The sequence below is a fragment of the Agromyces capsici genome (genome assembly GCF_058349965.1).
In genome coordinates, this window is the sequence record NZ_JBYRET010000001.1 from 724,875 (window position 1) to 748,604 (window position 23,730).

25 protein-coding genes are annotated in these 23,730 nt (G+C 72.2%); 12 read left to right on the forward strand and 13 right to left on the reverse strand.

From position 1 onward, the window contains the following. Window positions 1-3: 3 nt before the first annotated feature. Window positions 4-735: a glutamine amidotransferase gene (locus tag AC3RKB_RS03570; protein ID WP_491434602.1), complete on the forward strand. Its 732-nt coding sequence runs from the start codon at window positions 4-6 to the stop codon at window positions 733-735. Between the two features lie 24 nt (window positions 736-759). Here the strand turns inward: AC3RKB_RS03570 and AC3RKB_RS03575 are convergent, their stop codons facing one another. Together AC3RKB_RS03575 and AC3RKB_RS03580 are read right to left on the reverse strand one after the other, a co-directional pair. After that, window positions 760-1,956, reverse strand: coding sequence for an adenylate/guanylate cyclase domain-containing protein (locus AC3RKB_RS03575; RefSeq protein ID WP_491434603.1), 1,197 nt, complete (start codon window positions 1,954-1,956; stop codon window positions 760-762). Window positions 1,957-2,058: 102 nt separating this feature from the next. Beyond that, the gene (locus AC3RKB_RS03580; protein WP_491434604.1) at window positions 2,059-3,009 is read right to left on the reverse strand and encodes a trypsin-like serine peptidase; all 951 of its coding nucleotides are present in this window, start codon (window positions 3,007-3,009) and stop codon (window positions 2,059-2,061) included. A gap of 311 nt (window positions 3,010-3,320) precedes the next feature. Between AC3RKB_RS03580 and purF the strand changes: the two genes are divergently transcribed. After that, entirely contained in the window at window positions 3,321-4,778 is a 1,458-nt protein-coding gene (purF, locus tag AC3RKB_RS03585) for an amidophosphoribosyltransferase (protein ID WP_491434605.1), read from the forward strand. Between the two features lie 3 nt (window positions 4,779-4,781). Here the strand turns inward: purF and AC3RKB_RS03590 are convergent, their stop codons facing one another. Both AC3RKB_RS03590 and AC3RKB_RS03595 read right to left on the reverse strand, forming a co-directional pair. Beyond that, the gene (locus AC3RKB_RS03590; RefSeq protein WP_491434606.1) at window positions 4,782-5,273 is read right to left on the reverse strand and encodes a hypothetical protein; all 492 of its coding nucleotides are present in this window, start codon (window positions 5,271-5,273) and stop codon (window positions 4,782-4,784) included. Window positions 5,274-5,340: 67 nt separating this feature from the next. Continuing rightward, window positions 5,341-5,742, reverse strand: a complete 402-nt coding sequence (locus tag AC3RKB_RS03595) for a sterol carrier family protein (protein WP_491434607.1) — start codon at window positions 5,740-5,742, stop codon at window positions 5,341-5,343. A gap of 148 nt (window positions 5,743-5,890) precedes the next feature. On the opposite strand from AC3RKB_RS03595, the gene purD reads away from it, so the two are divergent. Together purD and AC3RKB_RS03605 are read left to right on the forward strand one after the other, a co-directional pair. Next, window positions 5,891-7,201 (forward strand): phosphoribosylamine--glycine ligase, encoded by a 1,311-nt coding sequence (gene purD, locus AC3RKB_RS03600; RefSeq protein ID WP_491434608.1) that lies wholly within the window; start codon window positions 5,891-5,893, stop codon window positions 7,199-7,201. 49 nt (window positions 7,202-7,250) lie between these two features. Beyond that, window positions 7,251-8,192, forward strand: a complete 942-nt coding sequence (locus tag AC3RKB_RS03605) for a phosphoribosylaminoimidazolesuccinocarboxamide synthase (protein WP_491434609.1) — start codon at window positions 7,251-7,253, stop codon at window positions 8,190-8,192. Between the two features lie 25 nt (window positions 8,193-8,217). Here the strand turns inward: AC3RKB_RS03605 and AC3RKB_RS03610 are convergent, their stop codons facing one another. The 3 genes from AC3RKB_RS03610 to AC3RKB_RS03620 form a co-directional block, all read right to left on the reverse strand. After that, complete coding sequence (locus AC3RKB_RS03610; RefSeq protein WP_491434610.1) at window positions 8,218-8,736, reverse strand: DUF1269 domain-containing protein; 519 nt, start codon at window positions 8,734-8,736, stop codon at window positions 8,218-8,220. A gap of 156 nt (window positions 8,737-8,892) precedes the next feature. Then, on the reverse strand, window positions 8,893-9,534 hold the full coding sequence (locus AC3RKB_RS03615; RefSeq protein WP_491434611.1) for a TetR/AcrR family transcriptional regulator: 642 nt from the start codon (window positions 9,532-9,534) through the stop codon (window positions 8,893-8,895). Window positions 9,535-9,790: 256 nt separating this feature from the next. Continuing rightward, on the reverse strand, window positions 9,791-10,087 hold the full coding sequence (locus AC3RKB_RS03620; RefSeq protein ID WP_491434612.1) for a DUF1905 domain-containing protein: 297 nt from the start codon (window positions 10,085-10,087) through the stop codon (window positions 9,791-9,793). Between the two features lie 128 nt (window positions 10,088-10,215). Here AC3RKB_RS03620 and kynA point away from each other — a divergent pair, with 128 nt between their 5' ends. From kynA to AC3RKB_RS03635, 3 genes are read left to right on the forward strand one after another with little or no spacing between them, the layout of a single operon-like run. Further along, window positions 10,216-11,100, forward strand: a complete 885-nt coding sequence (gene kynA / locus AC3RKB_RS03625) for a tryptophan 2,3-dioxygenase (protein ID WP_491434613.1) — start codon at window positions 10,216-10,218, stop codon at window positions 11,098-11,100. Between the two features lie 5 nt (window positions 11,101-11,105). Beyond that, entirely contained in the window at window positions 11,106-12,149 is a 1,044-nt protein-coding gene (locus AC3RKB_RS03630; protein WP_491436744.1) for an amidohydrolase family protein, read from the forward strand. Window positions 12,150-12,151: 2 nt separating this feature from the next. Further along, entirely contained in the window at window positions 12,152-13,405 is a 1,254-nt protein-coding gene (locus tag AC3RKB_RS03635; protein WP_491434614.1) for a kynureninase, read from the forward strand. On the opposite strand, the gene AC3RKB_RS03640 is transcribed toward AC3RKB_RS03635, so the two are convergent. After that, window positions 13,406-13,843: a DUF1304 family protein gene (locus AC3RKB_RS03640; protein ID WP_491434615.1), complete on the reverse strand. Its 438-nt coding sequence runs from the start codon at window positions 13,841-13,843 to the stop codon at window positions 13,406-13,408. It lies immediately after the preceding gene. A 195-nt stretch (window positions 13,844-14,038) separates the two neighbouring features. On the opposite strand from AC3RKB_RS03640, the gene AC3RKB_RS03645 reads away from it, so the two are divergent. From AC3RKB_RS03645 to AC3RKB_RS03655, 3 genes are all read left to right on the forward strand, one after another. Then, window positions 14,039-14,446 carry a hypothetical protein gene (locus AC3RKB_RS03645; RefSeq protein ID WP_491434616.1) on the forward strand — a complete coding sequence of 136 codons (408 nt, stop codon included), beginning with the start codon at window positions 14,039-14,041 and terminating at the stop codon, window positions 14,444-14,446. An 82-nt stretch (window positions 14,447-14,528) separates the two neighbouring features. Beyond that, window positions 14,529-14,903 carry a hypothetical protein gene (locus tag AC3RKB_RS03650; RefSeq protein WP_491434617.1) on the forward strand — a complete coding sequence of 125 codons (375 nt, stop codon included), beginning with the start codon at window positions 14,529-14,531 and terminating at the stop codon, window positions 14,901-14,903. 10 nt (window positions 14,904-14,913) lie between these two features. Continuing rightward, a complete protein-coding gene (locus AC3RKB_RS03655; protein WP_491434618.1) occupies window positions 14,914-16,218 on the forward strand; it encodes an MFS transporter in 1,305 nt (434 codons plus the stop codon). Between the two features lie 8 nt (window positions 16,219-16,226). Here the strand turns inward: AC3RKB_RS03655 and AC3RKB_RS03660 are convergent, their stop codons facing one another. Beyond that, the gene (locus AC3RKB_RS03660) at window positions 16,227-17,555 is read right to left on the reverse strand and encodes a wax ester/triacylglycerol synthase domain-containing protein (RefSeq protein WP_491434619.1); all 1,329 of its coding nucleotides are present in this window, start codon (window positions 17,553-17,555) and stop codon (window positions 16,227-16,229) included. A gap of 120 nt (window positions 17,556-17,675) precedes the next feature. Here AC3RKB_RS03660 and purS point away from each other — a divergent pair, with 120 nt between their 5' ends. Beyond that, window positions 17,676-18,002, forward strand: a complete 327-nt coding sequence (gene purS, locus AC3RKB_RS03665; protein WP_491434620.1) for a phosphoribosylformylglycinamidine synthase subunit PurS — start codon at window positions 17,676-17,678, stop codon at window positions 18,000-18,002. A 22-nt stretch (window positions 18,003-18,024) separates the two neighbouring features. Next, complete coding sequence (gene purQ / locus AC3RKB_RS03670; RefSeq protein ID WP_491434621.1) at window positions 18,025-18,723, forward strand: phosphoribosylformylglycinamidine synthase subunit PurQ; 699 nt, start codon at window positions 18,025-18,027, stop codon at window positions 18,721-18,723. Between the two features lie 12 nt (window positions 18,724-18,735). On the opposite strand, the gene AC3RKB_RS03675 is transcribed toward purQ, so the two are convergent. From AC3RKB_RS03675 to AC3RKB_RS03690, 4 genes are all read right to left on the reverse strand, one after another. Continuing rightward, complete coding sequence (locus AC3RKB_RS03675) at window positions 18,736-20,001, reverse strand: mechanosensitive ion channel family protein (RefSeq protein ID WP_491434622.1); 1,266 nt, start codon at window positions 19,999-20,001, stop codon at window positions 18,736-18,738. 121 nt (window positions 20,002-20,122) lie between these two features. Then, entirely contained in the window at window positions 20,123-21,271 is a 1,149-nt protein-coding gene (locus tag AC3RKB_RS03680; RefSeq protein WP_491434623.1) for a M14 family zinc carboxypeptidase, read from the reverse strand. A gap of 219 nt (window positions 21,272-21,490) precedes the next feature. Further along, window positions 21,491-23,017, reverse strand: a complete 1,527-nt coding sequence (locus tag AC3RKB_RS03685; protein ID WP_491434624.1) for a catalase — start codon at window positions 23,015-23,017, stop codon at window positions 21,491-21,493. A gap of 128 nt (window positions 23,018-23,145) precedes the next feature. Further along, entirely contained in the window at window positions 23,146-23,586 is a 441-nt protein-coding gene (locus AC3RKB_RS03690) for a Fur family transcriptional regulator (protein WP_491434625.1), read from the reverse strand. Between the last annotated feature and the right edge of the window lie 144 nt (window positions 23,587-23,730).

Here is a 23,730-nt window from a genome sequence, read left to right on the forward strand (position 1 = left end):
GCCGTGAAGCCGTTCGTGCTCCTGGCGACCCGCGCCGAGGACGTGCCCGCCGACGAGGAGTACGCGCTCTTCCTCCGCGGCACCGGACTGGACGAGCGCGAGCTCATCCGGGTGCGCCTCGAGGCCGAGCCGATGCCGAGGCTCGATCTCGATCGACTGTCGGGCATCTTCGTGGGCGGGGGGCCGTTCAACGCGTCCGACCCGGCCGAGCGCAAGTCGGCGGTGCAGCACCGGGTCGAGGCGGAGTTCGCGGTCCTCCTCGACGAGGTGGTCGAGCGCGACTTCCCGTTCCTCGGCGCCTGCTACGGCGTCGGCACGCTCGGCGTGCACCAGGGCGCCGTGATCGACCACACCTACGGCGAGCTGATCGGCGTGGTCCCGGTGACGCTGAGCGGCGCCGGGGCATCCGACCCGTTGCTCGCCGGACTGCCGCCGACGTTCAACGCCTTCGTCGGGCACAAGGAGGCGATCCGCGCCCTGCCCGCCTCGGCGACCCTGCTCGGGTCGTCGCCGACCTGCCCGGTCCAGATGTTCCGGGTGGGCTCGAACGTCTACGCGACGCAGTTCCACCCCGAGCTCGACCTCGAGGGCATCATCGTGCGCATCCACGCGTACGCGAGCTACGGCTACTTCGCCGACGACGAGCTCGAGCTCACCCTCACCGCGGCGCGACGGGCGGTCGTGTCGGAACCGAGCCGAATGCTGCGCAACTTCGTGGAGCTGCACGCCCGGTAGGGCGGGCTCCGTCCGGGAGGGCCGTCAGGCGCCGTGGGCGCGCAGCAGGTGCACCGTGCCGGAGACGCCCTTGAGCTCAACGGGGCCGATGTCGTCGAACCCGATGCCGGCGTCGCCCGAGGCGTCGGCGACGACCTGCGTGACCAGCACCTCGCCCGGGCGGGCGTAGTCCGCGATCCGCGCCGTGAGGTTCACGGTCTGGCCGAAGTAGTCGCCCTCCTGGTACAGGATCGGCCCGGCGTGCAGGCCGACGTGCGCCGGGGGCAGGCCGGCATGGGCGAGCTCATCCACCATCCCCAGCGCAGCGCGCACGCCCTCGCCGGGGTCGCCGAAGTGGAACATCACGCCGTCGCCCAGCCACTTGATCGGCTTCCCGCCGTGCTGCACGCTGTTGCGCCCTACGAGCAGCGAGACCGTCCCGGCGAGATCGGCGGCCGCATCGTCGCCGAGTTCCTCAGTCAGCCGCGTGTAGCCGACGATGTCCAGGAAGCAGATCGCCGGCAGTCGGTCGAGGCGGCTGTGGATCCCGGCGTTCGCCATCATCGTCTCGAACGCGTCGATGATGTTGCCGGTCCATACGCGCGCCTGCTGTGCGTGGTAGACGGCCAGGACCGCCCGCTCGGCGAGCGGCGAAGTCAGTTCGGCGAGCTCGGCGTCCGCGATCGCCTCGGGGCCCAGTCCCGCCGTCACCGCCGGTCCGATCACCTCCGAGGACCACCAGGCGCCCTCCTGCTCCGTGATGCGGCGGATGCTGTCGCCATAGACGCGGAGGAGGCGCTCGATGGCCGTCGGCCGGAAGCCCCGTGACCACTGGAGCTCCACGAACGGCACGATCTCCATCTCGTCCTCGCGAAGGCGGTCATCGGGCGACGGCTCCGCCATCCCGATCGCCTCGCGGATCACGGTCAGCAGCTCGATCGGGACCCCGGTCCGCTCGCTGACCTGGCGGAACGTCTCGGGCACGAGCGCCGCGAAGCGCTCGTACGGAGCGGCGTCGAGGAAGTCGAGCGACAGGGTGCCTCGATCCATCGCGGCCACGATCTCGTCGAGCGAGATGCCCGCGTCCTCGAGCGATCGGGCCGTCAGCACCCGGCGCACGTCGCCCTCCGAGAAGCGATCGGACCGCTCGGGATTCAGCAGCCCGATCTCGACCAGGCGCGCGATGTAGTCGGGCTCGACCCCTGCCCGACCGGCCGCCTCCTCGCGAGTGCACCAGGCCACGACTGCAGCCTATCGGCCGGACGCCGCGTCGGCCCGGAGACGGCAGAGCGCCCCGCACCTGTCCCTCGGTGCGGGGCGCTCCGTGTGAGCGACGTCAGCGCGTCATGATGCCGCGGCGGTCGCGTACGTGGCCTGGGCGACCGAGCCGTAGTACGGCCCGAACATCACGTTCGGGATGTTGTTGTAGCCGAAGCTGTTCACCGAGTTCTGCGCACCGCTGCCGAGGAACCAGGGCCCGCCCGACGAACCGCCGGTCATGTCGCACGGGATGCCCTGCGACTGCGTCTGCCCGTACGGGTCGGGGCTCGCGGTGCCCGAGCACGACTTCAGAGACTGCCCGTCGAACGGCGCGGCGGCCGGGTAGCCGTACGCGGTGTAGCCGAGCCCGCGTGCCTGGTTGAACGCGATCGCCGTCCCGCCGACCGTGGCCGACAGCGTCCTGCCGCCGACCGTGCCGACGGTCGCGAACGCGGTGTCGTAACTGATGTCGCCGCCCTTGGTCCACTGCGTCGGCGCGGTGAGCTTGCGCGCCGCCCACTGGCCGTACGGTGCGGAGCCGTTCAGGTAGGCCGGGACGAAGACCCAGTTGGTGGCGTACTTGCCCTTGCCGCCGTGCACGCAGTGCGCCGCGGTCGAGACCACGCTGCCGTTCGCCGCGCTCACCGAGTTGCCCGAGCACACGTAGTTGCGGCCGTTGAGGGTGAAGAACACCTTGCCGATGTTCGAGATCGGCGAGACGCTCGCCGCCATGAGGTCGATGTCGCCGCTCGGAGCGGGCCTGCCGTAGGTCACCGGATCCCCCGCGGCGACCTCGGCTGCCGGCGTCGATGCCGCCTTGCCGGCGAGCAGCGTCTCGGCGGGGATCGCGGCGCGCATGCGCTCGGCCGTCCAGTAGCCGGATGCCGCGGCCGCCTCCGCGGCGGGGACGGCGTGCTGGTCGATTCCCGGCGGGACCGACGGCGGCGCGGCGGAGGCCGCGGTCGGCACGGCGAGCAGGCCGCACGCGACGAGGGCCGCGCCGGTGAGGGCGGCGCGGAGCAAGGTGAGCTTCATGGACGGTTCGTCCTTTCTCTGGCAGCGGCCGGTCCCCCCTGGTCGGTCCCTGCGCCGCGGTGAAACGGAATGCGGGAGAGCCTGACAGGTGACCCTCATTCGGGGGGAGCCCTCGAGCGCGGATTCGTGGGAATCGACGAAGATCCGCACGGAACCGAAGACCTGGTCGCACGGAGCGGTTTCAGGGCTATTGTTGTCGGTCGCGCTCACGTGAGCAGCGCCATCCGCTCAGCCGGCTCACACGCGCGCGTGTGGGATGATGGACCGTCCAGCTCGGACGCATCCCCACACCACGAGGAGCCATCGCTCGCATGTGCGGCATCGTCGGCATCGTCTCCACCGAGCCCGTCAACCAGCAGATCTACGACAGCCTGCTCCTCCTGCAGCACCGCGGCCAGGACTCGACCGGCATCGCCACCGCCGACGGCCCCGTCTTCCACATGACGAAGGCGCGCGGGCAGGTGCGCGAGGCGTTCCGCACGCGCGACATGCGATCGCTGCTCGGCAACATCGGCCTCGGCCATGTGCGCTACACCACGAAGGGCGCCGCCGAGCGCGAGGAGGAGGCGCAGCCCTTCTACGTGAACGCGCCGTACGGCATCATCCTCGTCCACAACGGCAACCTCACGAACACGCGCGAGCTCTCCGAGGACCTCTTCCGCATCGACCGCCGCCACGTGAACTCCACGAGCGACACCGAGATGCTGCTCAACGTGCTCGCCACCGAGCTCCAGGGCCAGATCACCGGACTCGAGCTCGACCCCGACCAGGTCTTCCAGGCCGTGTCGCACGTGCACGAGCGGGTCGAGGGCTCCTACGCCGTCATCGCCCTCATCGCCGGGTACGGCCTGCTTGCCTTCCGCGACCCGTTCGGCATCCGCCCGCTCATCCTCGGCCGCCGCACCACCGAGGCCGGCAAGGACGAGTGGATCGTGGCATCCGAGTCGCTCGTGCTCGAGAACGGCGACTACGAGATCGTGCGCGACGTCGAGCCCGGCGAGGCGATCTTCATCACGCTCGACGGCGAGATGATCTCGCGGCAGTGCGCCGCGAACCCGCGCCTCGTGCCGTGCTCGTTCGAGTACGTCTACCTCGCCCGCCCCGACTCCGTCATGAACGGCATCTCGGTGTACGAGGCGCGGCTGCGCATGGGCGACCGCCTCGCGAGCACCATCGCCGCGCACATGGACCAGGGCGACATCGACGTCGTCATGCCGATCCCCGACTCGTCGCGCCCTGCCGCGATGCAGGTCGCCCAGAAGCTCGGCATCGAGTACCGCGAGGGCTTCTACAAGAACCGCTACGTCGGCCGCACGTTCATCATGCCCGGGCAGGCGGCGCGCAAGCGCTCGGTCCGGCAGAAGCTCAACGCGATGGGCACCGAGTTCCGCGGCAAGAACATCCTCATCGTCGACGACTCCATCGTGCGCGGAACGACATCGAAGGAGATCGTCGAGATGGCCCGCGCCGCCGGCGCGAACAAGGTCACGTTCACCTCGGCCGCGCCGCCCGTGCGCTACCCGCACGTCTACGGCATCAACATGCCGAGCCGGCGCGAACTCGTCGCGCACGACCGGAAGATCCCGGAGATCGCCCGCGAGCTCGGCGCCGACCACATGATCTACCAGGAGGTCGCCGACCTCCAAGCCGCGATCACCGAGGGCACCGGGATCACCGACCTCGACCTCTCGTGCTTCACGGGCGAGTACGTCACGGGCACCGTGACGCCCGAGTACCTCGACTGGGTGGAGAAGACCCAGCTGAGCTGATCTTCAGCCCTGCTCGTCGTCGACGAAGTGGGTCGACTCGTGCTCGGCGATGGCCGTGCCGGCACGCTTGGCGAGCATCCGGTCGATGATGAGCGCCGCGATGCTGCCGAGCGCGGCGCCGGCCGCGCCGAACCACAGCAGCAGGAAGCCGAACACCTGACCCCGGTCGTACTCGCCGCTCTCGGGGTACGCGAAGGTGAGCACCAGGGCGACGAATGCGCCGAGCACGACGCCGAGCCCGATGAACGCCGGATACCGCGGCGCCCTGCGCACGGTGACCGCGTCGCTCGTGACGGCGGTCTCGAGGTGCTCGCCCGTGGGCGCGTCGGGGTCGACATCCATGTGGGCGACCGTAGGATGCGGCGGCTCGGCGAGCGGCTCGACGCGGTCGACGGCGCCGTCCTGAGCCTGTCGACGGGATACCTCCGGCGCGGCCGGCGACGCCTCGCTCGGCTCGTGCTCGGTCGGCTCGGGGCTCTTCGGCGCATCGCTCACCCGACCATTCTCCCCCACCCGCGTCATCCGCCCGGGAGACGACAGACCGGTCGCCGGCGCCGCCGGGTCAGCGCACGCGCGACGCGTCGATCACGGGCACGACGCCGTCGAGGTCGGCGCGCTGCCCCGACGCGTGCACGCGGCCAGCCGCGCGGGCGTCGGCCCAGGCGAGACCGCCGGTCGCGAGCGCGAGCCAGGTCGCGGCATCGGTCTCGACGACGTTCGGCGGCGTTCCGCGCGTGTGCCTCGGGCCCTCGATGCACTGCACCGCCCCGTACGGCGGCACCCGCACCTCGACCGATCCGCCGGGCGACTGCTCGGCGAGCAGCTGCAGCGTGTAGCGGACCGCGAGCGCGAGCGTCGTGCGGTCGACGGCGATGCCGCCGGTCGCGCCGTCGGCGCCGCCGACGCGCACCACCACCCCGACCGCCGCCCTGCCGACGTCGTCCCCGATCCGCGCGCGTGCCATGCCCCCATCCTCTCCCCTTCGTGCAGACCCATCGCGCAGAATTCAGGAGCCCGCCGGGTGCCGGGCTCGGTCGGCGCGGCGTTTCGCCGCCCTACGGTCGACGATCCGCGAGCGATTCCTGAATTCTGAGAGGCGGTAGCCTGACGGGGTGAGAATCCTCGTCCTCGGTTCGGGCGCGCGCGAGCACGCCATCATCCTGGCCCTGCTCGACGAGGAGGCCGGCCACGAGATCATCGCGGCGCCCGGCAACGCCGGCATCGCGGCATCCCCGACCTCGTCGTCGCGCGGCAGCGTCGAGACCATCGCGCTCGACCCCACCGACCCCGTGATCGTCGCCGACTACGCGATGGACAACGACGTCGAGCTCGTCGTGATCGGCCCGGAGGCGCCGCTCGTCGCGGGCGTCGCCGACGCGCTCCGCACGCGCGGCATCGCGACCTTCGGCCCGGGCAAGGCGGCCGCGCAGCTCGAGGGCTCGAAGACCTTCGCCAAGCGCGTCATGGAGGAGGCCGGCGTGCCGACCGGGCGCGCGAGCCTCGTCGAGTCGCTGCCCCAGGTCGTCGCGACGCTCGACGAGTTCGGCGCCCCCTACGTGGTCAAGGCCGACGGCCTCGCCGCCGGCAAGGGCGTCCTCGTCACCGACGACCGCGAGGCCGCACTCGCGCACGCCGCGCACTACCTGCAGCAGGGGCCCGTGCTCGTCGAGGAGTTCCTCGACGGCCAGGAGGTCTCGCTGTTCCTGCTCTCCGACGGCTGGAACGTGCTGCCGCTCTCGCCCGCCCAGGACTACAAGCGCCTCCGCGACGGCGACGAGGGCCCGAACACCGGCGGCATGGGGGCGTACTCGCCGCTGCCGTGGCTCGACGAGCGGTTCGGCAGCGAGCAGGCGTTCGTCGACGAGGTCATCGAGACCATCGCGCTGCCGACCGTGCGGCGACTCGAGGAGGAGCAGACGCCGTTCATCGGGCTGCTGTACGCGGGCCTGATCATCACGAGCCGCGGCATCCGCGTCATCGAGTTCAACGCGCGGTTCGGCGACCCCGAGACGCAGGTCGTGCTGCCGCGCCTGGCCACTCCGCTCTCGGGCCTGCTGTTCGCGGCCGCGACCGGGCAGCTCGGCGAGCAGCCGCGCCCCGAGTTCCGTCCCGACGCCGCGGTCACGGTAGTGCTGGCCAGCGAGGGCTACCCCGAGTCGCCCGAGACCGGCCGGCGCATCGACGGACTCGACGCCGCGGCATCGGTGCCCGGCGTGCACCTGGCCCACGCCGCGACGGCGTTCGGCCCGACCGCCGACGACGCCGAGCCGCACCTCGTCGCCACGGGCGGCCGCGTGCTCAACGTCGTGGCCGTCGGTGCCGACTTCGCCGAGGCACGGCGCCGCGCGTACGAGTCGCTCGGCCGGCTGCGGCTCGAGGGCGGGCAGTACCGCACCGACATCGCCGCGCGCGTCGCCGACTGACGCGCGCCGCGACATCCGCCCACCGACCGACCATCGAGAGGAGACAGGGATGACCGACACCGGTGACCTCGACGGCTGGACCCACGTGTACTCGGGCAAGGTGCGCGACCTCTACGTGCCGACGAGCCTGATGACCGACGACGACACGTGGACCGGCGACCCGCTCGGCGTCTCCCCCGTCGTGCTCGTCGTCGCGAGCGACCGCGTGAGCGCGTTCGACCACGTGCTCGAACCCGCGATCCCCGGCAAGGGCGCGCTGCTGACCCGGCTCACCCGCTGGTGGTTCGACCAGCTGCCCGAGGTGCCGAACCACCTCGCGTACGCCGAGGACGACCGCTACGACCTGCCGCCGATCCCCGCCGAGGTCGCCGAGCGGGCGATGCTGTGCCGCTCGCTCGACATGTTCCCCATCGAGTGCGTCGTGCGCGGGTACCTCACCGGCAGCGGGTACAAGGAGTACGTCGCGACCGGCGCGATCGGCGGCATCCCGCTGCCCGAGGGGCTGAGCGACGGCGACCGCCTGCCCGAGCCGATCTACACCCCCGCGTGGAAGGCGCCGCTCGGCCAGCACGACGAGAACATCACCTACGAGCGCACCGTCGAACTCGTCGGCGAGACGGTCGCCGAGCAGCTGCGGGCGATCTCGCTCGAGGTGTTCGAGCACGCCTCGAGCGTCGCCGAGGAACGCGGCCTGATCCTGGCCGACACGAAGTTCGAGTTCGGCGCCGACCGCGAGATGGGCATCGTGACGCTCGCCGATGAGGTGCTCACGAGCGACTCGAGCCGCTACTGGGACCTCGAGGCGTACCTGACGGGCGTGACCCCCGACGTGCGCATGGCGAGCTTCGACAAGCAGATCGTGCGCGACTGGCTCGCCGCGAACTGGAACCAGGCCGACACCGAGGAGCCGCCGTCGCTGCCCGCCGAGATCGTCGAGCAGACGTCCGAGCGGTATCGGGCGCTCGTCGAGCGCCTGACGCTCGGGCTGTAGCGGGAGGCGGCCCCTCGCGAGCCGCCTACGACGCGATCGCCTTGGCGATCTGGTCGCCGCCCTCGTCGATCGCCTTCTGCAGCGCCTCGTAGTCGTCGCGGTCGATGGCCTTGTCCATCTTCTTCAGCGCATTGGCGAGGGCCGCGTCGATCCGGTCGAGGTAGCGGTCGTCGATCACCGCGACGATCGCGGACGACCCCTTCGGCAGCGTCTCCTCGAGATCGACGCCGATCTTCTTCTCCTCGTGCCGTTCCGCCATCTTGCCCGCGATCGCCCCGACGCCGGCGCCGATCGCCGTCGCCGCGAGCAGCGGCGGGGCGAAGAGGCCGAGGACCAGTCCGGCGGCACCGCCGATCACCGCCCCGCCCGCGACGTGCCCGGTCCCGTGCTCGTCGACGCTGACGCGACCGTCGTCGTCGCGGTGCACCACGACCGAGGAGACGATCTCGAGGTCGGCCGCCTCGGCCGCCTTGAGCTGCCGATAGTCCTCGGTGGCCGACGCGGCGTCGTCGTACGTCGCGATGTACAGCATCAGGTTGTCCATTCCCATGGCACCCTTCCCCCTCCGGCGCCCGCGGTCGCGGGCGCTGATCGGTGACCACGGTAGGTCGCGGCCCGCGACGCGCTCGGGCCCAACGTCCCGGCGCCCGCCGACAACCCGCGACACTCCGCCGCCGCGTCGGGATTCAGCCCTCGGGATTCAGCCCTCGGGACGCTTCTGGTGCGACATGTCGTGGAACTCGCCGAACTCGAGCGCGACGCCGGGCAGCGGCGTGAGGTCCTCGCGCGCCCGCAGGCCGTCGAGGATGATCGCGAGCTGGCGCCGCCAGAACGGCAGGTACGCGCCGCCGTACTGGCCGAGCGAGCCGAGCATGTCGACGAGGACGCTGAGATCGACCGAGCTCACGTCGGCCCGGAGGGCCCCCTCGGCCTGGGCGCGCTCGACGATGCCGTCGGCGGCCTCCTGGAGCTCTGCGCCCGGCCGGTGATCGGGATCGATCTCGGCGACCCGCCGCAACACGGCCGGCAGGAACGGGCGCTCGATCAGCCACGAGGCGAGGTTCTCGAGCCACATCTCGATGGCGCCCCATCCGGTCTCGGCGGCCATGATGTCGGCGGTGAACGCGCGCAGGTCGGCGACGCCGTCGTCGTAGAGCTCGCGGATCAGGGCGTCGCGGGTCGGGAAGTGCCGGTACACCGTGCCCGCGCCGACGGCGGCGCGGGTCGCGAGCTCGTCGAGGGGTGCGTCGATGCCGCGCTCTGCGAAGAGGCGCTTCGCCTCGACGAGGAGGCGCTCGTGATTCCGCCGCGCATCGCGGCGCGGAGACGCGATCGATCCCACGCGACAAATCTACGCCCCGTCGAAGTCGCGCCGGGGACCAACGGCCCGCGCGCGTCGCACGCGTCGGACGGCGTCACGCGGTCGGGCGGGGCCCGCGGATGGGATAGCATTCGGAGTGGATCCTCCGTTTAGCCGAGCGGAGCGACCGGCCTCTCGGGGGAGAGGGGGCGGTGCGGCGGGCGACATCGTGGAAGTGGGGCGATGGGGGGGCGCCCGCCGCGCCCCATTCCATCCGGCCGATCGAGTTCCGCCGTGGTCACTCGAGCATGTCGATCCGCACCTCGACCTCGTCGCCGGGCTCGATGCCCTCGGCGACTCGCACCGCCTTCTTCAGGGGCAGTGCGTAGCGCTGCCCGCCAGGGAAGATCGAGGTGCGCCAGGTCGTGCCGCCGATCGTGACCTCGACGCGGACCGATCCGAAGCCGCGTGGCATGCGCGGCCGATCGCGGATGTCGTCGGACTCCTCCTCGGGCACGTCCACGAAGTACCACGAATCGGTCGCCCGCTCCTCCCACCGGTAGACGCGGCTGGTGAAGCGGTACGTCTCGCCCATGGGGCGACCCTATCGACCGACACCGACACCGACACCCGCCCTCACCGCCGCCGAGCGTCCGGAACCCCGGACATCCGACCTCCCGAACCCCCTGACGCGCGACTCGCCCTGCTGGCTAGGCTGGCGGCGTGGCACCGAACGAGGACGAACGCGTCGCCGACGGCGTCGAGGCGAACACCCGGCGGATCGAGGCATCCGTCGTCACCGACTTCAGCGATCGGATGAGCTACGGCGGCTACCTCGACCTCGACACGCTGCTCGCGGCGCAGCGGCCCATCTCGCGGCCCGAGCACCACGACGAGCTCCTGTTCATCATCCAGCACCAGACCACCGAGCTCTGGTTGAAGCTCGTGCTGCACGAGCTCGAGACGGCGTGCCGGCTCATGCGCGCCGACGAGCTCGCGCCGGCCCTGAAGTGCATCGCGCGCGTCAAGCACATCCAGAAGACCCTCACCGAGCAGTGGTCGGTGCTCGCGACGCTCACGCCGAGCGAGTACGCCCAGTTCCGCGGGGTGCTCGGAAACGCCAGCGGCTTCCAGTCGTACCAGTACCGCGCGGTCGAGTTCGTGCTCGGCAACAAGAACGAGCGGATGCTGCAGGTCTTCGACGCCGACCCCGCGGCATCCGCGATCGTGCGCCGCGCCCTCGAGGCACCGAGCCTCTACGACGAGTTCCTGCGCCTGCTCGCGCGATCCGGCTACGACATCCCCACCGACGTGCTCGAGCGCGACGTGACGCGGGCCTGGACGTTCAGGCCCGACCTCGTGCCGGTGTTCACCGCGATCTACGCCGACCCCGAGGGCAACTGGGCCGCGTACGAGACCTGCGAGGAACTCGTCGACCTCGAGGACAACTTCCAGCTCTGGCGCTTCCGGCACCTGAAGACCGTCGAGCGCATCATCGGCTCGAAGACCGGCACCGGCGGATCGAGCGGTGCGCCGTTCCTGCGGCGGGCACTCGAGCTGACGTTCTTCCCCGAGCTGTTCGCCGTCCGCACCGAGATCCCGGGGTGAGCGAGATGACGGATGGCGCTGCTCCGAGCCTCGGCCCGCTCGCCCTGCGAGTGCGCCGCTCGCTCAACGGCGACCACCCGGGCGAGATGGGCACCATGCTCCCGCCCCTCGTCGACCACCACGTGCACCTGCAGCTGGCGCGACCCGACGACGCGGTCGCGCGCGGCATCGCGGCGGTCGTCGACCTCGGCGCCGACCCGGGTGCCATCGCGACGATCGCCCGCACCGAGGGCCTGCCGCACGTCCGCTACGCGGGCGCGTTCCTCACCGCGCCGGGCGGCTACCCGTCCGACCGGCCGTGGCGCCCCGACGGCAGCGTGCGCGAGCTGCCGTCCGTCGACGGCGACGCCGCCGCCGCCGACCTGGCGCGCGAGCGATCGCATCACGCGCTCGCGGGCCCGATCGAGGCCGCGGTCGACGAGCAGCGCTCGTTCGGGGCATCCCTGATCAAGGTCATGCTCAACTCGGTCGCCGGACCCGTGTTCGACCGCGCGACGCTCGACGCGATCGTCGCCGCCGCGCGGGAGCGCGGCCTCCCGCTCGCGGCGCACGCCGAGGGCGAGGGGATGGCGCAGCTCGCGATCGACGCGGGTATCGACGTGCTCGTCCACGCGCCGTTCACCGAGCGGCTGCCCGACGAGCTCGTGCGCCGCGCGGCGACCGCCGGGCAGGCGTGGATCTCGACCCTCGCGATCCACGTCCGCGACGACGCGAGCACCGCCGAGACGGCGATCGAGAACGTGCGGCACTTCCACGCCGCGGGCGGCCGCGTGCTCTACGGCACCGACTTCGGCAACGGCGAGCTCGTGCCCGGCGTGAACCCCGACGAGGTCGCCGCGCTCGTGCGGGCCGGGCTCGCGGCATCCGACGTCATCGCGGCCCTCGCCGACCCGTGGCCCGACGCCACGGCCGACTGGACCGACGCGGGCGTCGCGACCTTCGTGCCCGGCCCCGCCCCCGAGCCCGACCGACTCGCCGATCCCGACGTGGTCGCCGCCTGGCTCGGCACCGCGCGCATCCTGCCCACCGAGGAACTGGAGCCCTGCTGACCATGGACCCCCAGCTCGCCTACGCCCGCCGGATGGACCGCGCCGACGGGCTCGCGCATTACCGCAAGCGCTTCGTCGGCGCCGAGACCGACCTGGTCTACTTCGACGGCAACTCGCTCGGCCGCCCGCCGGCCGCCGCGATCGCGCGCGTCGAGCGGTTCATGCGCGAGGAATGGGGCGGGCGCCTCATCCGCGGCTGGGACGAGGCCTGGCTGCAGCTGCCGTACGAGATCGGCGACCAGATCGGGCGCGCCGTCATCGAGGCCAAGGCCGGGCAGACCGTCATCGGCGACTCCACCACGGTGCTGATCTACAAGCTCGCCCGCGCCGCGGTCGACGCGCAGATCGCACGCGATCCGCAGCGGCGCGAGATCGTCGTCGACCGCGACAACTTCCCCACCGACCGCTATGTGCTCGAGGGCATCGCGCGCGAGACCGGATGCCACCTCCGCTGGATCGACGTCGACCTCACGCGCGGCGTGACCTCGGAGCAACTCGCCCAGGCCGTCGGGCCGACGACGGCGCTCGTCGTGCTCAACCACGTCTCGTACCGTTCCGCGTACATCGCGGACGCCAAGGAGCTCACGCGCATCGCGCACGACGCGGGCGCGCTCGTGCTGTGGGACCTCTGCCACTCGGCCGGCTCGGTGCCCGTGCACGCCGACCGGTGGGAGTTCGACCTCGCCGTCGGCTGCACCTACAAGTACCTCAACGGCGGTCCGGGCTCGCCCGCCTTCGCCTACGTGCGCGACGACCTCCACGCGGTACTGCGACAGCCGATCCAGGGCTGGTTCGGCACCGCCGACCTGTTCGCCATGGGGCCGGAGTACGTGCCCGCGCGCAGCATCCGCCGCTTCGTCAGCGGCACGTCGCCGATCTCGGCGATGATCGCCATGCAGGAGACCCTCGCGATGATCGAGGAGGCCGGCTTGGCGGCCGTCCGCGCCAAGTCGATCGGGCTCACCGCGTTCGCGATCGACCTCGCCGACGAGTGGCTCGGCCCGCTCGGCGTCACGCTCGGCACGCCGCGCGATCCGGAGGAGCGCGGCGGTCACGTGCTCCTCCAGCACGACGCCATGCGCGAGGTGACGGCGCGGCTCTGGCAGCGCGACGTGATCCCCGACTACCGCGACGTCGGGGGCCTCCGCGTCGGGCTCGCGCCGCTCTCGACGAGCTACGAGGAGGTCTACCGCGGGCTCGACGCGACGCGCGTGGTGCTCCGCGAGGTGCTCGCGGAGCGGGCGGGGCTCGGCTAGCTAGGCGCGGGCCCGCGCGGAGCCGGGGCCGGAGGCGGCGTCGGTCCGAGCAGCGCGCCGACCCCCGAGGAGCGTCGCGAGGAACACCGCCAGCGACAGCCCCGACTCGAACACGGCGGAGAGCCACAGCTCCGGCGCGGTCACGACGAGGCTGACGCCCAGCACGACGTGCATCGCGCTCATCGCGAGGATCAGCGCCCGTCCGGCATCGACCTGCCCACGGCGTACGAGGACGAGTCCGACGACGATGACCAGTCCCATGAGCATGTTGTAGACGCCGACGTTGCGCGTCCACAGTGCCACCGCGTCGTACTCGTCGGGCTCGATGAGGAAGATCGGGTACAGCTCCGCGCTCCGGAAGAAGAAGGACTCGAGCGCGCCGATGACCAGTAGCGTCAGCGCCATGAGGGCGGCGAGGACCTGCGCGACCCCGTTCATGCGTGGCATTGTCCTCCGATTCAGGAACGGCGATGACCCTCGTTCACGGGCAATCTCGCTGCTATGCCGTGCGTCGAGGGATGTCAATGCCCTCGACGTGGGCTCCGGGCCGGGTGAGACTGCCAGTGGCGCGACCCCCTCGCACACCCGAGCCCATGCACCGGAGGGCGCGCCGCGACCCGAGGAGCGACAAGCATGACCGACCAGGACACCACGCGCACTGACGCCACCACGAGCGACGCGACCACGGATGCGACCACGACCGCGGGCGGCGTGAACGACGGGGAATCCGGCAACCCGACCACCATGCCGGCAACTCCCCCGATCGGGTCGGACGCGGTCGGCGCCACCTCGGGCTCCCCCGTGACGAAGATCGCCGATTCCGCCGCGGACGCCGCGAAGCAGGCGGGCGCGAAGCTGAAGGAGGCCGCGCAGAGCGCCGACCTCGACGAGCTCGCCGACCAGGCCAAGCGCGCCACCGGCCAGTGGACCGAACGCATCAAGGAGGAGTACCGGCGACGCCCCGGCGTCGTGATCGGCGCCGCGGTCGGCGCGGTCGTGCTCCTCGGCGCGATCGCCCGCGGGCTCGGACGTCGGCGCTGAGGCCGACGGCGGGGGCTGCCTCCGCCCGCCCCGACGCGCGTAGCATGGCCGCATCAGCCGATGCCCGACGGAAGGACGTTCCATGACGGATGCGACGAACCAGCCGAATGCGTCCGGCGACGAGCTCGACGATCGGGTCGAGCAGGCCATCGGCGAGGCCAAGGCCGCTGCCGACCGGGCCTCGAAGGAGGCCGAGGACACCCTGGATGCGATGAAGTCGGCCGCGGCCGACGCCGCGCAGAAGGGCGCCGCGGCGATCTCGGATGCGGCGAGCCAGGCGAAGGCCGTCACGGAAGACGCGCTCGACGACGCCGAGGACCTCATCGAGGACGCGGCCGAATGGGTCGAGGAGAAGTACCGCCAGAACCCGACGCTGGTGATCGTGCTCGCCCTGGCCGCGGGCGTGGCGCTGCTCGTCGGCGTCGGGGCGATCTTCCGCTCGATCTTCCGGCGGTAGTCTCGCGTTCGTGACGGACGCTGCCACGACGAGATCGCCGGGCCTGCGCCCCTGGTCCATGGTGATCGGGCTCGGCTTGGTGAGCCTCTTCATCGACATGGTCTCCGACGGGGCGATCTCGGTGAGCGGCGCGCTGCTCGAGCAACTCGGCGCCTCCGCGGCGCTCGTCGGCGTCGTGACGGGCGCCGCCACGGCCATCGCGCTGGTGCTCCGGCTCGTGACCGGACCGTGGGCCGACCGGACCGGCGGCTACTGGGGGTTCACGATCGCCGGGTACGCGATGAGCGCCGTGAGCGTGCCGCTGCTCGCGCTCACGCCCGTGCTCGGCACCGCCTCACTCGCCGCAGCGAGCTCCCTCATCCTCGTCGAGCGCACGGGCAAGGCCGTACGCGGCCCGTCGAAGACGGTGCTGCTCGCGGATGCCGCGGGCGTGGTCGGCCGCGGCACGGGCTTCGGCGTGCACAAGCTCCTCGACCAGATCGGCGCCTTCGCGGGGCCACTCGTCGTCGCGGCGATCGTCGCGCTCACCGGCGAACTGTGGCCGGCGTTCCTCGCGCTCGCCGTGCCCGCCGCGGTCGCGATGGTGCTGCTCATGTGGCTGCGGTCGCGCGTGCCCGACACGAGCGTGTACCGGGACGCCGCGACGCCGACGGGTGCCACGCCCGCCGTGCCCGCCGCCGGCGGCGGTCCCGCGCCATCCGCCCGCCGTTCGATGCTCGCGCGCCTGGCCGGCCTCGCCTCCATCCCCACGCACGTGCGGACCACGTTCCTCCTGTTCGCGACGTTCGCCGCGCTCACCACGTTCGGACTGCTCAGCTTCGGCGTCATGTCGTTCCATCTCGTCGCAGCCGATCTCGTTCCGGTCGCGGGCGTGCCGCTGGTGTACGCCGCCGGCATGGCGGCCGCCGCCGTCGCCGCCCTCGCGACCGGATGGGCGTACGACCGCCTGGGCTCGGCGATCCTCATGGTCGTGCCGCTGCTCACGGCGTTCGTGCCGGGCTTCACTCTCGCGGGCGAACTGGGGCTCGTCATCGCCGGCGTCGTCGTGTGGGGCCTCGCGACGGGCGTGCAGGACTCGACGGTCAAGGCGCTCGTCGCCGACCTCGTGCCGGCCGAGCAGCGCGGCTCGGCGTACGGCTGGTTCGCGGTGTTCCAGGGCGTGGGCGCGCTCGCGGGCGCGACCGTGGCGGGCGCCCTGTACGGCAGCGTGCCGGTGCTCGTCGCGATCGTCGCCGTGCTGCAGGTCGCGGCGGCGGTGCTGCTGGTCGTGGTGCTGCGACGGCACCGGGCCGAGCGGATGGCGCAGCCCGCCTAGCGGTACGACTAGGCCGGCGAGCCCGCCCGGCCCGCCGGCGGCCCGGCGAGCCCCGCGAGCCCGGCGATGGCGGCGAACTCCTCGGCGAGGGCCTGCGCGAACACGTCGGCCGAGACGGCGTCGGCATCGCTGTGCACGGCGCAGCCGAGCACTCCGGCGTACGAGAGCGCCGCGACGCCGAGCCGCACGTTGCCCTGGATCGCGGCGAGCGGCCAGGCGCGCTCGAGGGGCGCGCCGGCGAGGGCGAGCGGATGCCGCGGGCCGGGCACGTTCGTCGCGAACAAGGCGATGAGTCGCTGGTGCCGTACCGCGCGCACGAACAGGCGGGCGCCGAACCGCGTCCTCGTGAGCTCGAACGAGCCGCGGGAGCGCGCGTCGGCCTTGCGCGCCCGGGTGAGCTCCGCGATGCGGCGAAGGCGGCGCGCCGGATCCGCCTCCCCCGTGGGCAGCGGCACGAGCATGACGCCGACCGCGTTGCCCGACCGCCCGCGCTCGGCGAGCGCGACCGGCACGCTCACGGGGATCGCGGGCGGCACGGGCTCGTCGCGCGCCCGCAGGGCCGCCTCGGCAGCGGCGACGGCCGCGGCGAGCAGCGCGTCGTTCACCGTCGCGCCGACCGACGCGGCGCCCGCGGCAACGGACTCGAGGGGCGCGTCGACGAACGCGACGCCGCGCCGCGGTCCGATCGGCCCGAGGAGCACGGTGCGCGGGACCGCCGGGCGGAGGATCGCGACCGTCCGCTCCCACCCGGAGGCCAGGGTGCGCAGGCGGGCGCGCAGGCCCCGGCGGGCCGCGGGCAGGGCGGGCGCCGCGTCATCCGTCGGTGCCGTCTCGGCCGGCACGGATGGCGCGCCGGCTCGCAGCAGCTCCTCGACGAGGTGCACGGCGGCCAGCCCGTCGGCCATCGCGTGCTGGATGCGGAGCACCATGCCCACGCGGGCGGGCGCGACGCCTGGGACGATCAGCAGCTCCCAGAGCGGGCGGTCGATCGGCAACGGGGTCACCATCAGGCGGGCGCACAGCGCCTCGAGCCCGCGGCGACCGTCGACGGCGTCGACCAGCCGCACGTGCCGCTCGAGGTCGAGGGGCACGGGCTCCCACGCGTACCCGCGCCCGTCGCGCACGACGCGCTGCGACATCCGCGGGACCGCCGGCACGAGCCGCCCGACAGACGAGCGGAGCGCCGCGAGGTCGACCTCGCCATCGGCGCCGACCGGACCACCGGGCGCGAGCACGCCGGCCATGAGGAACGCGTTCACCTGGTCGGGCGCGTCCATCACGATGTTCGACGCGTCGGCCGGCGAGAGCCGTTCGCGCCCCGCCGCACGGCTGGCCACGGCCGCAGTCTACGACCGCGGCGTGCGCACGCCGGGGCGACGGGGGCGGCGCGACCGAGCGGTTCGAGTGCCGGATAGAATCGAGGCATCCGCATCTCCCCCATCGAACGGAGCACCGCAGTGCCCACCATCGTCGTCGACGTGATGCCCAAGGCCGAACTGCTCGACCCCCAGGGGAAGGCCGTCGCCGGCGCCCTCGCCCGCACGGGCCACGGCTCCATCTCCGGCGTGCGGGTCGGGAAGCGGTTCGAGCTCACGGTCGACGGCCCGATCGACGACGCCGTCAAGGCCGAGGTCGCGGCGCTCGCCGAGAACGTGCTGTCGAACGCGGTGATCGAAGACGTGGTGGGCATCCACTACGAGCAGTCGAACGTCGAGCTCGCCGAGGAGGCCGCGGAAGCCCACCACCACGAGGGCTACGACGCGCCCGCGGGCGAGACCCACTGAGATCCGGACCGGAGGCCCCCGCATGCGCATCGGCGTCATCACGTTCCCCGGCTCGCTCGACGACCGCGACGCGCAGCGCGCCGTGCGGCTCGCGGGCGGTGAGCCCGTCGCCCTCTGGCACGGCTCGCACGACCTCGAGGGCGTCGACGCCCTGATCCTGCCCGGCGGCTTCAGCTACGGCGACTACCTGCGCTGCGGCGCGATCGCCTCGCTCAGCCCGATCATGACCGAGGTCGTCGACGCGGCGAACAAGGGCATGCCGGTGCTCGGCATCTGCAACGGCTTCCAGATGCTCACCGAGGCCCACCTGCTCGAGGGCGGCCTGATCCGCAACGACCACGGCTCGTTCATCTGCCGCGACCAGGTGCTGCGCGTCGAGAACACCTCGACCGACTGGACCGGCGAGTTCGAGGCCGGCCAGCAGATCACGATCCCGCTGAAGAACGGCGAGGGCGGCTTCATCGCGTCGGAGGAGACGCTCGACCGCCTCGAGGGCGAGGGCCGCGTGGTGTTCCGCTACGTCGGCGTGAACCCCAACGGATCGCTGCGCGACATCGCGGGCATCACCAACGAGCGCGGCAACGTCGTCGGCCTCATGCCGCACCCCGAGCACGCGGTCGAGCCGGGCTTCGGCCCCGACACCGCGGCCGCGATGCGCTCGGGCGTCGACGGACTCGGCTTCTTCACGAGCGTCGTGCGGAAGGCGCTCGTCGAGGCGTAGCCGGCCGCGCGGCTACCGGGTCGGCTGCGGCTCGGGCGCCGGCTCCGCGTCATCCGGCCGCACGACCGGGATGGCCTGGGTGAACTGTTGCGCGCGCTCCTCGGCCTCGGGGGTGCCGGTGAACAGGCCCGCGCGGTCGCCGTCGCCGGGGCGGTGGTCGTCCGTCGCGACCACGGCGCCGTCGACTGAGCGCGCGGACGCGCCATCCGCTCGCGCCGACGCCTCGGACTCGGCAGCGAAGCCGCCGCCGGCGAGCAGCACGCGCTGCGCCGGCTCGGCCTCGGGCTGCGCGCGCCGGATCCAGTGCACCATCTCCTCGCGCACGTAGCACCGCAGGTCGAACAGCGTCGGCGCGTCGATCGCCGTGACGAGGATGCGCACTCGCACGAGCCCGCCGACCGCGTCGGTCACCTGCAGCACCTTGGCGCGGCCGTCCCACAGGTCGGTGCGCTCGAGCACGACGTCGAGGTGCTCGCGCATCGCCGCGGGGTCGACGCGCCAGTCGAGGTCGAGCTCGACCGAGCCGAGCAGCTGGCTCGACGTGCGCGTCCAGTTCTCGAACGGCTTCGTCGTGAAGTGCGTGCACGGCAGCACGAGACGGCGGTCGTCCCAAAGCCCGACGACGACGTAGTTCAGCGTGATCTCCTCGATCCGGCCCCACTCGCCCTCGACGATCACCACGTCGTCGACGCGGATCGCATCGCTGAACGCGAGCTGGATCCCGGCGAACAGGTTCGCGAGCACCGACTGGGCCGCCAAGCCCGCGACGATCGACACGATGCCCGCCGACGCGAGCACCGACGCGCCGAGCGCCCGCACGCTGTCGAAGGTGAACAGGATGGCGCCGAGCGCGACGATCACGAGGACCACCACGATGAGCCGGCGCACCACGAGCAGTTGGGTGCGGGCGCGGCGCGCGAGGCGGTTGTCGGCGACGTCGACGTCGTAGCGGAGCATGCCGAGGTCGGTGAGGAACAGGATCGCCTGGCAGATGAACCACGCACCCGTGGCGATCATCGCGATGAGGAACGCGTGATCGACCGCCTCGCGCCACTCGCCCGCCGGGAAGGCTGCGGCAACGGCGATCCAGAGGCCGCCGACCAGGAGCACCGTGCGGAAGGGCCAGCGCACGCGGCCGATCAGCACGATCGCCCAGTCGCGGCGGCGCGCGATGGCGCGCACGGCGAGCGAGGCGAGCGCCGACACGACGCCCACCGCGATGACGACCGCGAGCACGGCGAGGGCGAACGCGGACCAGGACTGCTGGAGCGGGGACATCGTTCCAGCCTTGCGAGCATCCCCGCCGGGTCTCAAACCAGCCCAGCGGATTGACAGGAGGGGCGGAGCGGCCGTCCAGCCGCCCCGCCCCGAGGTGTCGCGTCGCGCTCGCGCGCGCCGGTCAGTACGACGCCGGGATGATCCCGTCGTCGGTCTGGTAGCCGGTGACCGGTGCGTGCGGGATCTCCTCCCAGCGCTCCGGGTCCTCCTGCTGGACCTCGCCAGTGGCCATGCCGGTCAGCAGCTCGGTGAGGGCGAGGATGTTCTGCTGGATCGACTTGCCGCGCGCCTTCTGGCCGAGGCTGCCGTCGCTCGTGTTGCCGCTGGTCTCGAAGAAGATCGCCGGGTTGCTGTGGCCCTCGGGGTTGAGCCCGTCGTGGTTCAGGCCGAGCATCATGGCCGACACGACGCCGCCCTTGATGTCGATCTCGAGGCTGCCGCCGACCTGGTAGCGGTCCATGTTGACGTAGCCCGCCTGCTGCAGCTCGTCGTAGACGTGCACGTGCATCTGGCGCGTGAGCACGTCGTAGGCGCCGCCCTCGACGCCAGGGAGCGTCGGGCCGCCGGGCGCGAGCGAGATGCCGAGCGACAGCGTGACCTCGTCGCCCGTGCCGTACTCGCGCTTGAGGCCCTGGTGGTGGATGTCGACCGCGAACGCCGGGTCGACCATGGTCCAGTACTCGTAGAACGCCTTGGACTCGGCGGCGGCGAACTTGCCGACGCCCCAGTCGCGGTTCAGGTCGATGCGCTGCTCCGAGCCGTCCTGCAGGATGGTGTGCCGGATGTTCAGTTCGGACCCGTCGGGGTTGTACATCGGGATGACGTGGAACGTGTACGTCTCGCGCAGCAGGGTCCAGTCGGGCGACCCGTTCGTGCCCATCTCCTTCAGCACGGCGAGCAGCGATTCGGTGCCGTACGGCTCGTTGCCGTGGATGCGCCCCTGGAGCCAGACGTGCTCGTCGCCGTCGCCGACGGTGGCGACGTGGAGGTCGCGGCCCTGCTCGGAGGTCGAGACCTCGGTGCCGGCCTCGGCGAGCGTGAACACGTCGACGCCGAAGCGCGAGGTCTTCTCGATGCGCTCGAGTTCGGCGACGAGGTCGGCGTAGGTCGTGATGCTCGCGATGTTGGTGGTGCCCTCGGGCGACGGGAAGGTCGCGTCGGCGAGGGCCGGGGCGCCTGCGGTGAACGGGATGGCGACGGCGAACGCCGCGGCGGCGGCGATGGCGGTGGTGCGACGGCGGCGGTGCGGTGGGTTCGGGCCGATGGTCATCTGAGACTCCCCCTCGAGACGGTCGTGCCGGTGAAGGCGGCACAGGTCCCCAGTGTCCGCCCGGAAGAGGCTTTCCCGAGGACTTGGGGCGAGCCTACGGACGATCATCTCCGGTTGTCGAGGGACAATCGTCCGCGGTCCGGACGAAGTCCGCACCGAACGTCCGTCGATCCGGGCGCCCGGATCGCGCAGCACGCGACCCGGACGCCCGCGCCGGGACTACGCCGCGGCGACGTCCTCGTCGGCCTCGTCGGCCTCGGGCTGCTGCGGCGCGTGGGCGTTCAGGCCCGCCGCGTACGCCGCGCGCAGCGCGACGCCGAGGTCGCCGTCGACGTTCGTCCAGTACTGGAAGAACCGCTCGCGGATCTCGTCGATGGAGATCGCGTGCGCCTGGCCCGACAGCGTCTCGAGGAACCGGGCCTTCGCCTCGACCGAGAACACGTCGCGGTAGAGCGTGCCGGCCTGGCCGAAGTCCGAGTCCTCGGCGCGCAGCGTGTACGCCGTGCGCTCGAGCTCGCCGTCGGCCTCCCAGCCGCCCTCGCCCGCGACATCCGCCGACGCCACCGGCCCGCCGAACGAGTTCGGCGCGTACACGGGCGCTGAGGGCGAGTTGAAGTGGTACCGCCCCGCGCCGTCCTGCGAGTAGTTGTGCACGGATGCCGCGTGCGGCGCGTTCACCGGAAGCTGGTTGTAGTTCGTGCCCACGCGGTAGCGCTGCGCGTCGGGGTAGCTGAACACGCGCGCCATGAGCATCTTGTCGGGGCTGATGGCGATGCCCGGCACGGTGTTCGCGGGCGAGAACGCGGCCTGCTCGATCTCGGCGAAGAAGTTCTGCGGATTGCGGTCGAGCGTGAGCGTGCCGACCGGGATCAGCGGGTAGTCCGCGTGCGGCCACACCTTGGTGAGGTCGAACGGGTTGAAGCGGTAGGTCTTCGCGTCGTCGTAGGGCATGACCTGCACGTGCAGGTCCCACCTCGGGAACTCGCCGCGCTCGATCGCCTCGTACAGGTCGCGGCGATAGAAGTCGGCGTCGGCGCCCGCGATGGCCTCGGCGGTCGCCGCGTCGAGGTGCAGGTCGCCCTGCTGCGAGCGGAAGTGGTACTTGACCCAGAACTTCACGCCGGCGGCATTGGTCCACTGGTAGGTGTGCGAGCCGTAGCCCTGCATCTCGCGCCACGACTTCGGCAGGCCGCGGTCGCCCATGAGGTAGGTCACCTGGTGCGCCGACTCGGGCGAGAGCGTCCAGAAGTCCCACTGCATGTCGGCGTCGCGCAGGCCCGAGCCCGGCAGGCGCTTCTGCGAGTGGATGAAATCGGGGAACTTCGCGCCGTCGCGGATGAAGAACACCGGGGTGTTGTTGCCGACGATGTCGTAGTTGCCCTCGGTGGTGTAGAACTTCAGCGAGAAGCCGCGCACGTCGCGCCACGTGTCGGGCGAACCCTGCTCGCCGGCGACCGACGAGAAGCGCAGCAGCGTCTCGGACTCGGCACCGGGCTGGAAGACCGCGGCCCGCGTGTAGGCCGACACGTCGTGGGTCGCCTCGAACCGGCCGAACGCGCCGCCGCCCTTCGCGTGCACGATCCGCTCGGGGATGCGCTCGCGGTTGAATTGCGCGAGCTTCTCGACGAGGTACCGGTCGTGCAGCACGGTCGCGCCGTCGGCGCCGACCGTGAGCGAGTGCGCGTCGCTCGCGACGGGCGTGCCCGTCTGGGTCGTCGTGACGGGCGGGTTCGCGGGGTTCGACATGTCGTCCTTCTCTCTTCGGTGAACGGATGCCGCGGCCGCGGCGATGCACGACGTGCGGGCACGACGAGCACCGCCCCGGTCGGGCGGTCGGCGCGCAGGGGCGCCCGGGGCGAGCGGATGCCGACGGACTAGCCGGCGACCTCCCGCTGGCAGTCGGCGCAGAGGCCCCAGAAGGTGACCTCGGCGGTGTGGATGGCGAAGCCGCTCGAGTCGCCCGGTACGAGGCAGGGCGCGTGGCCGACGACGCAGTCGACGTCGGCGACGGTGTGGCAGCGCGTGCAGACGACGTGGTGGTGGTTGTCGCCGATGCGGCTCTCGTACAGTGCGGGCGAGCCGGCGGGCTCGATGCGGCGAAGCAGCCCGGCGTCGTTCAGCGCGCCGAGCACGTTGTAGACCGACTGCAGCGACGTGCCGGGCAGCGATTCGGCGACCCGCGCGTGCACGGCATCGGCGTCGAGGTGCCCGTTGTCGGTGACGGCGCCGAGCACGGCGAGTCGCGGCGCCGTCACCTTGAGGCCCACGGCGCGCAGCTGTGCCTCGGCCTCGTCTCGGTGCATCGCGGTCGCCATGCGTCGACCGTAGCAGTTGTCTTGAGTCGTTCAAAACAACTTGAGCGGATGTCACGGACTCGCGGCGCACGCCGGGCTGGGGCAAAGCCCGTGCATAGCGTGGCGTCGGAGGCTCGGAGCATGCGGGACATCCGTCTCGCCCGG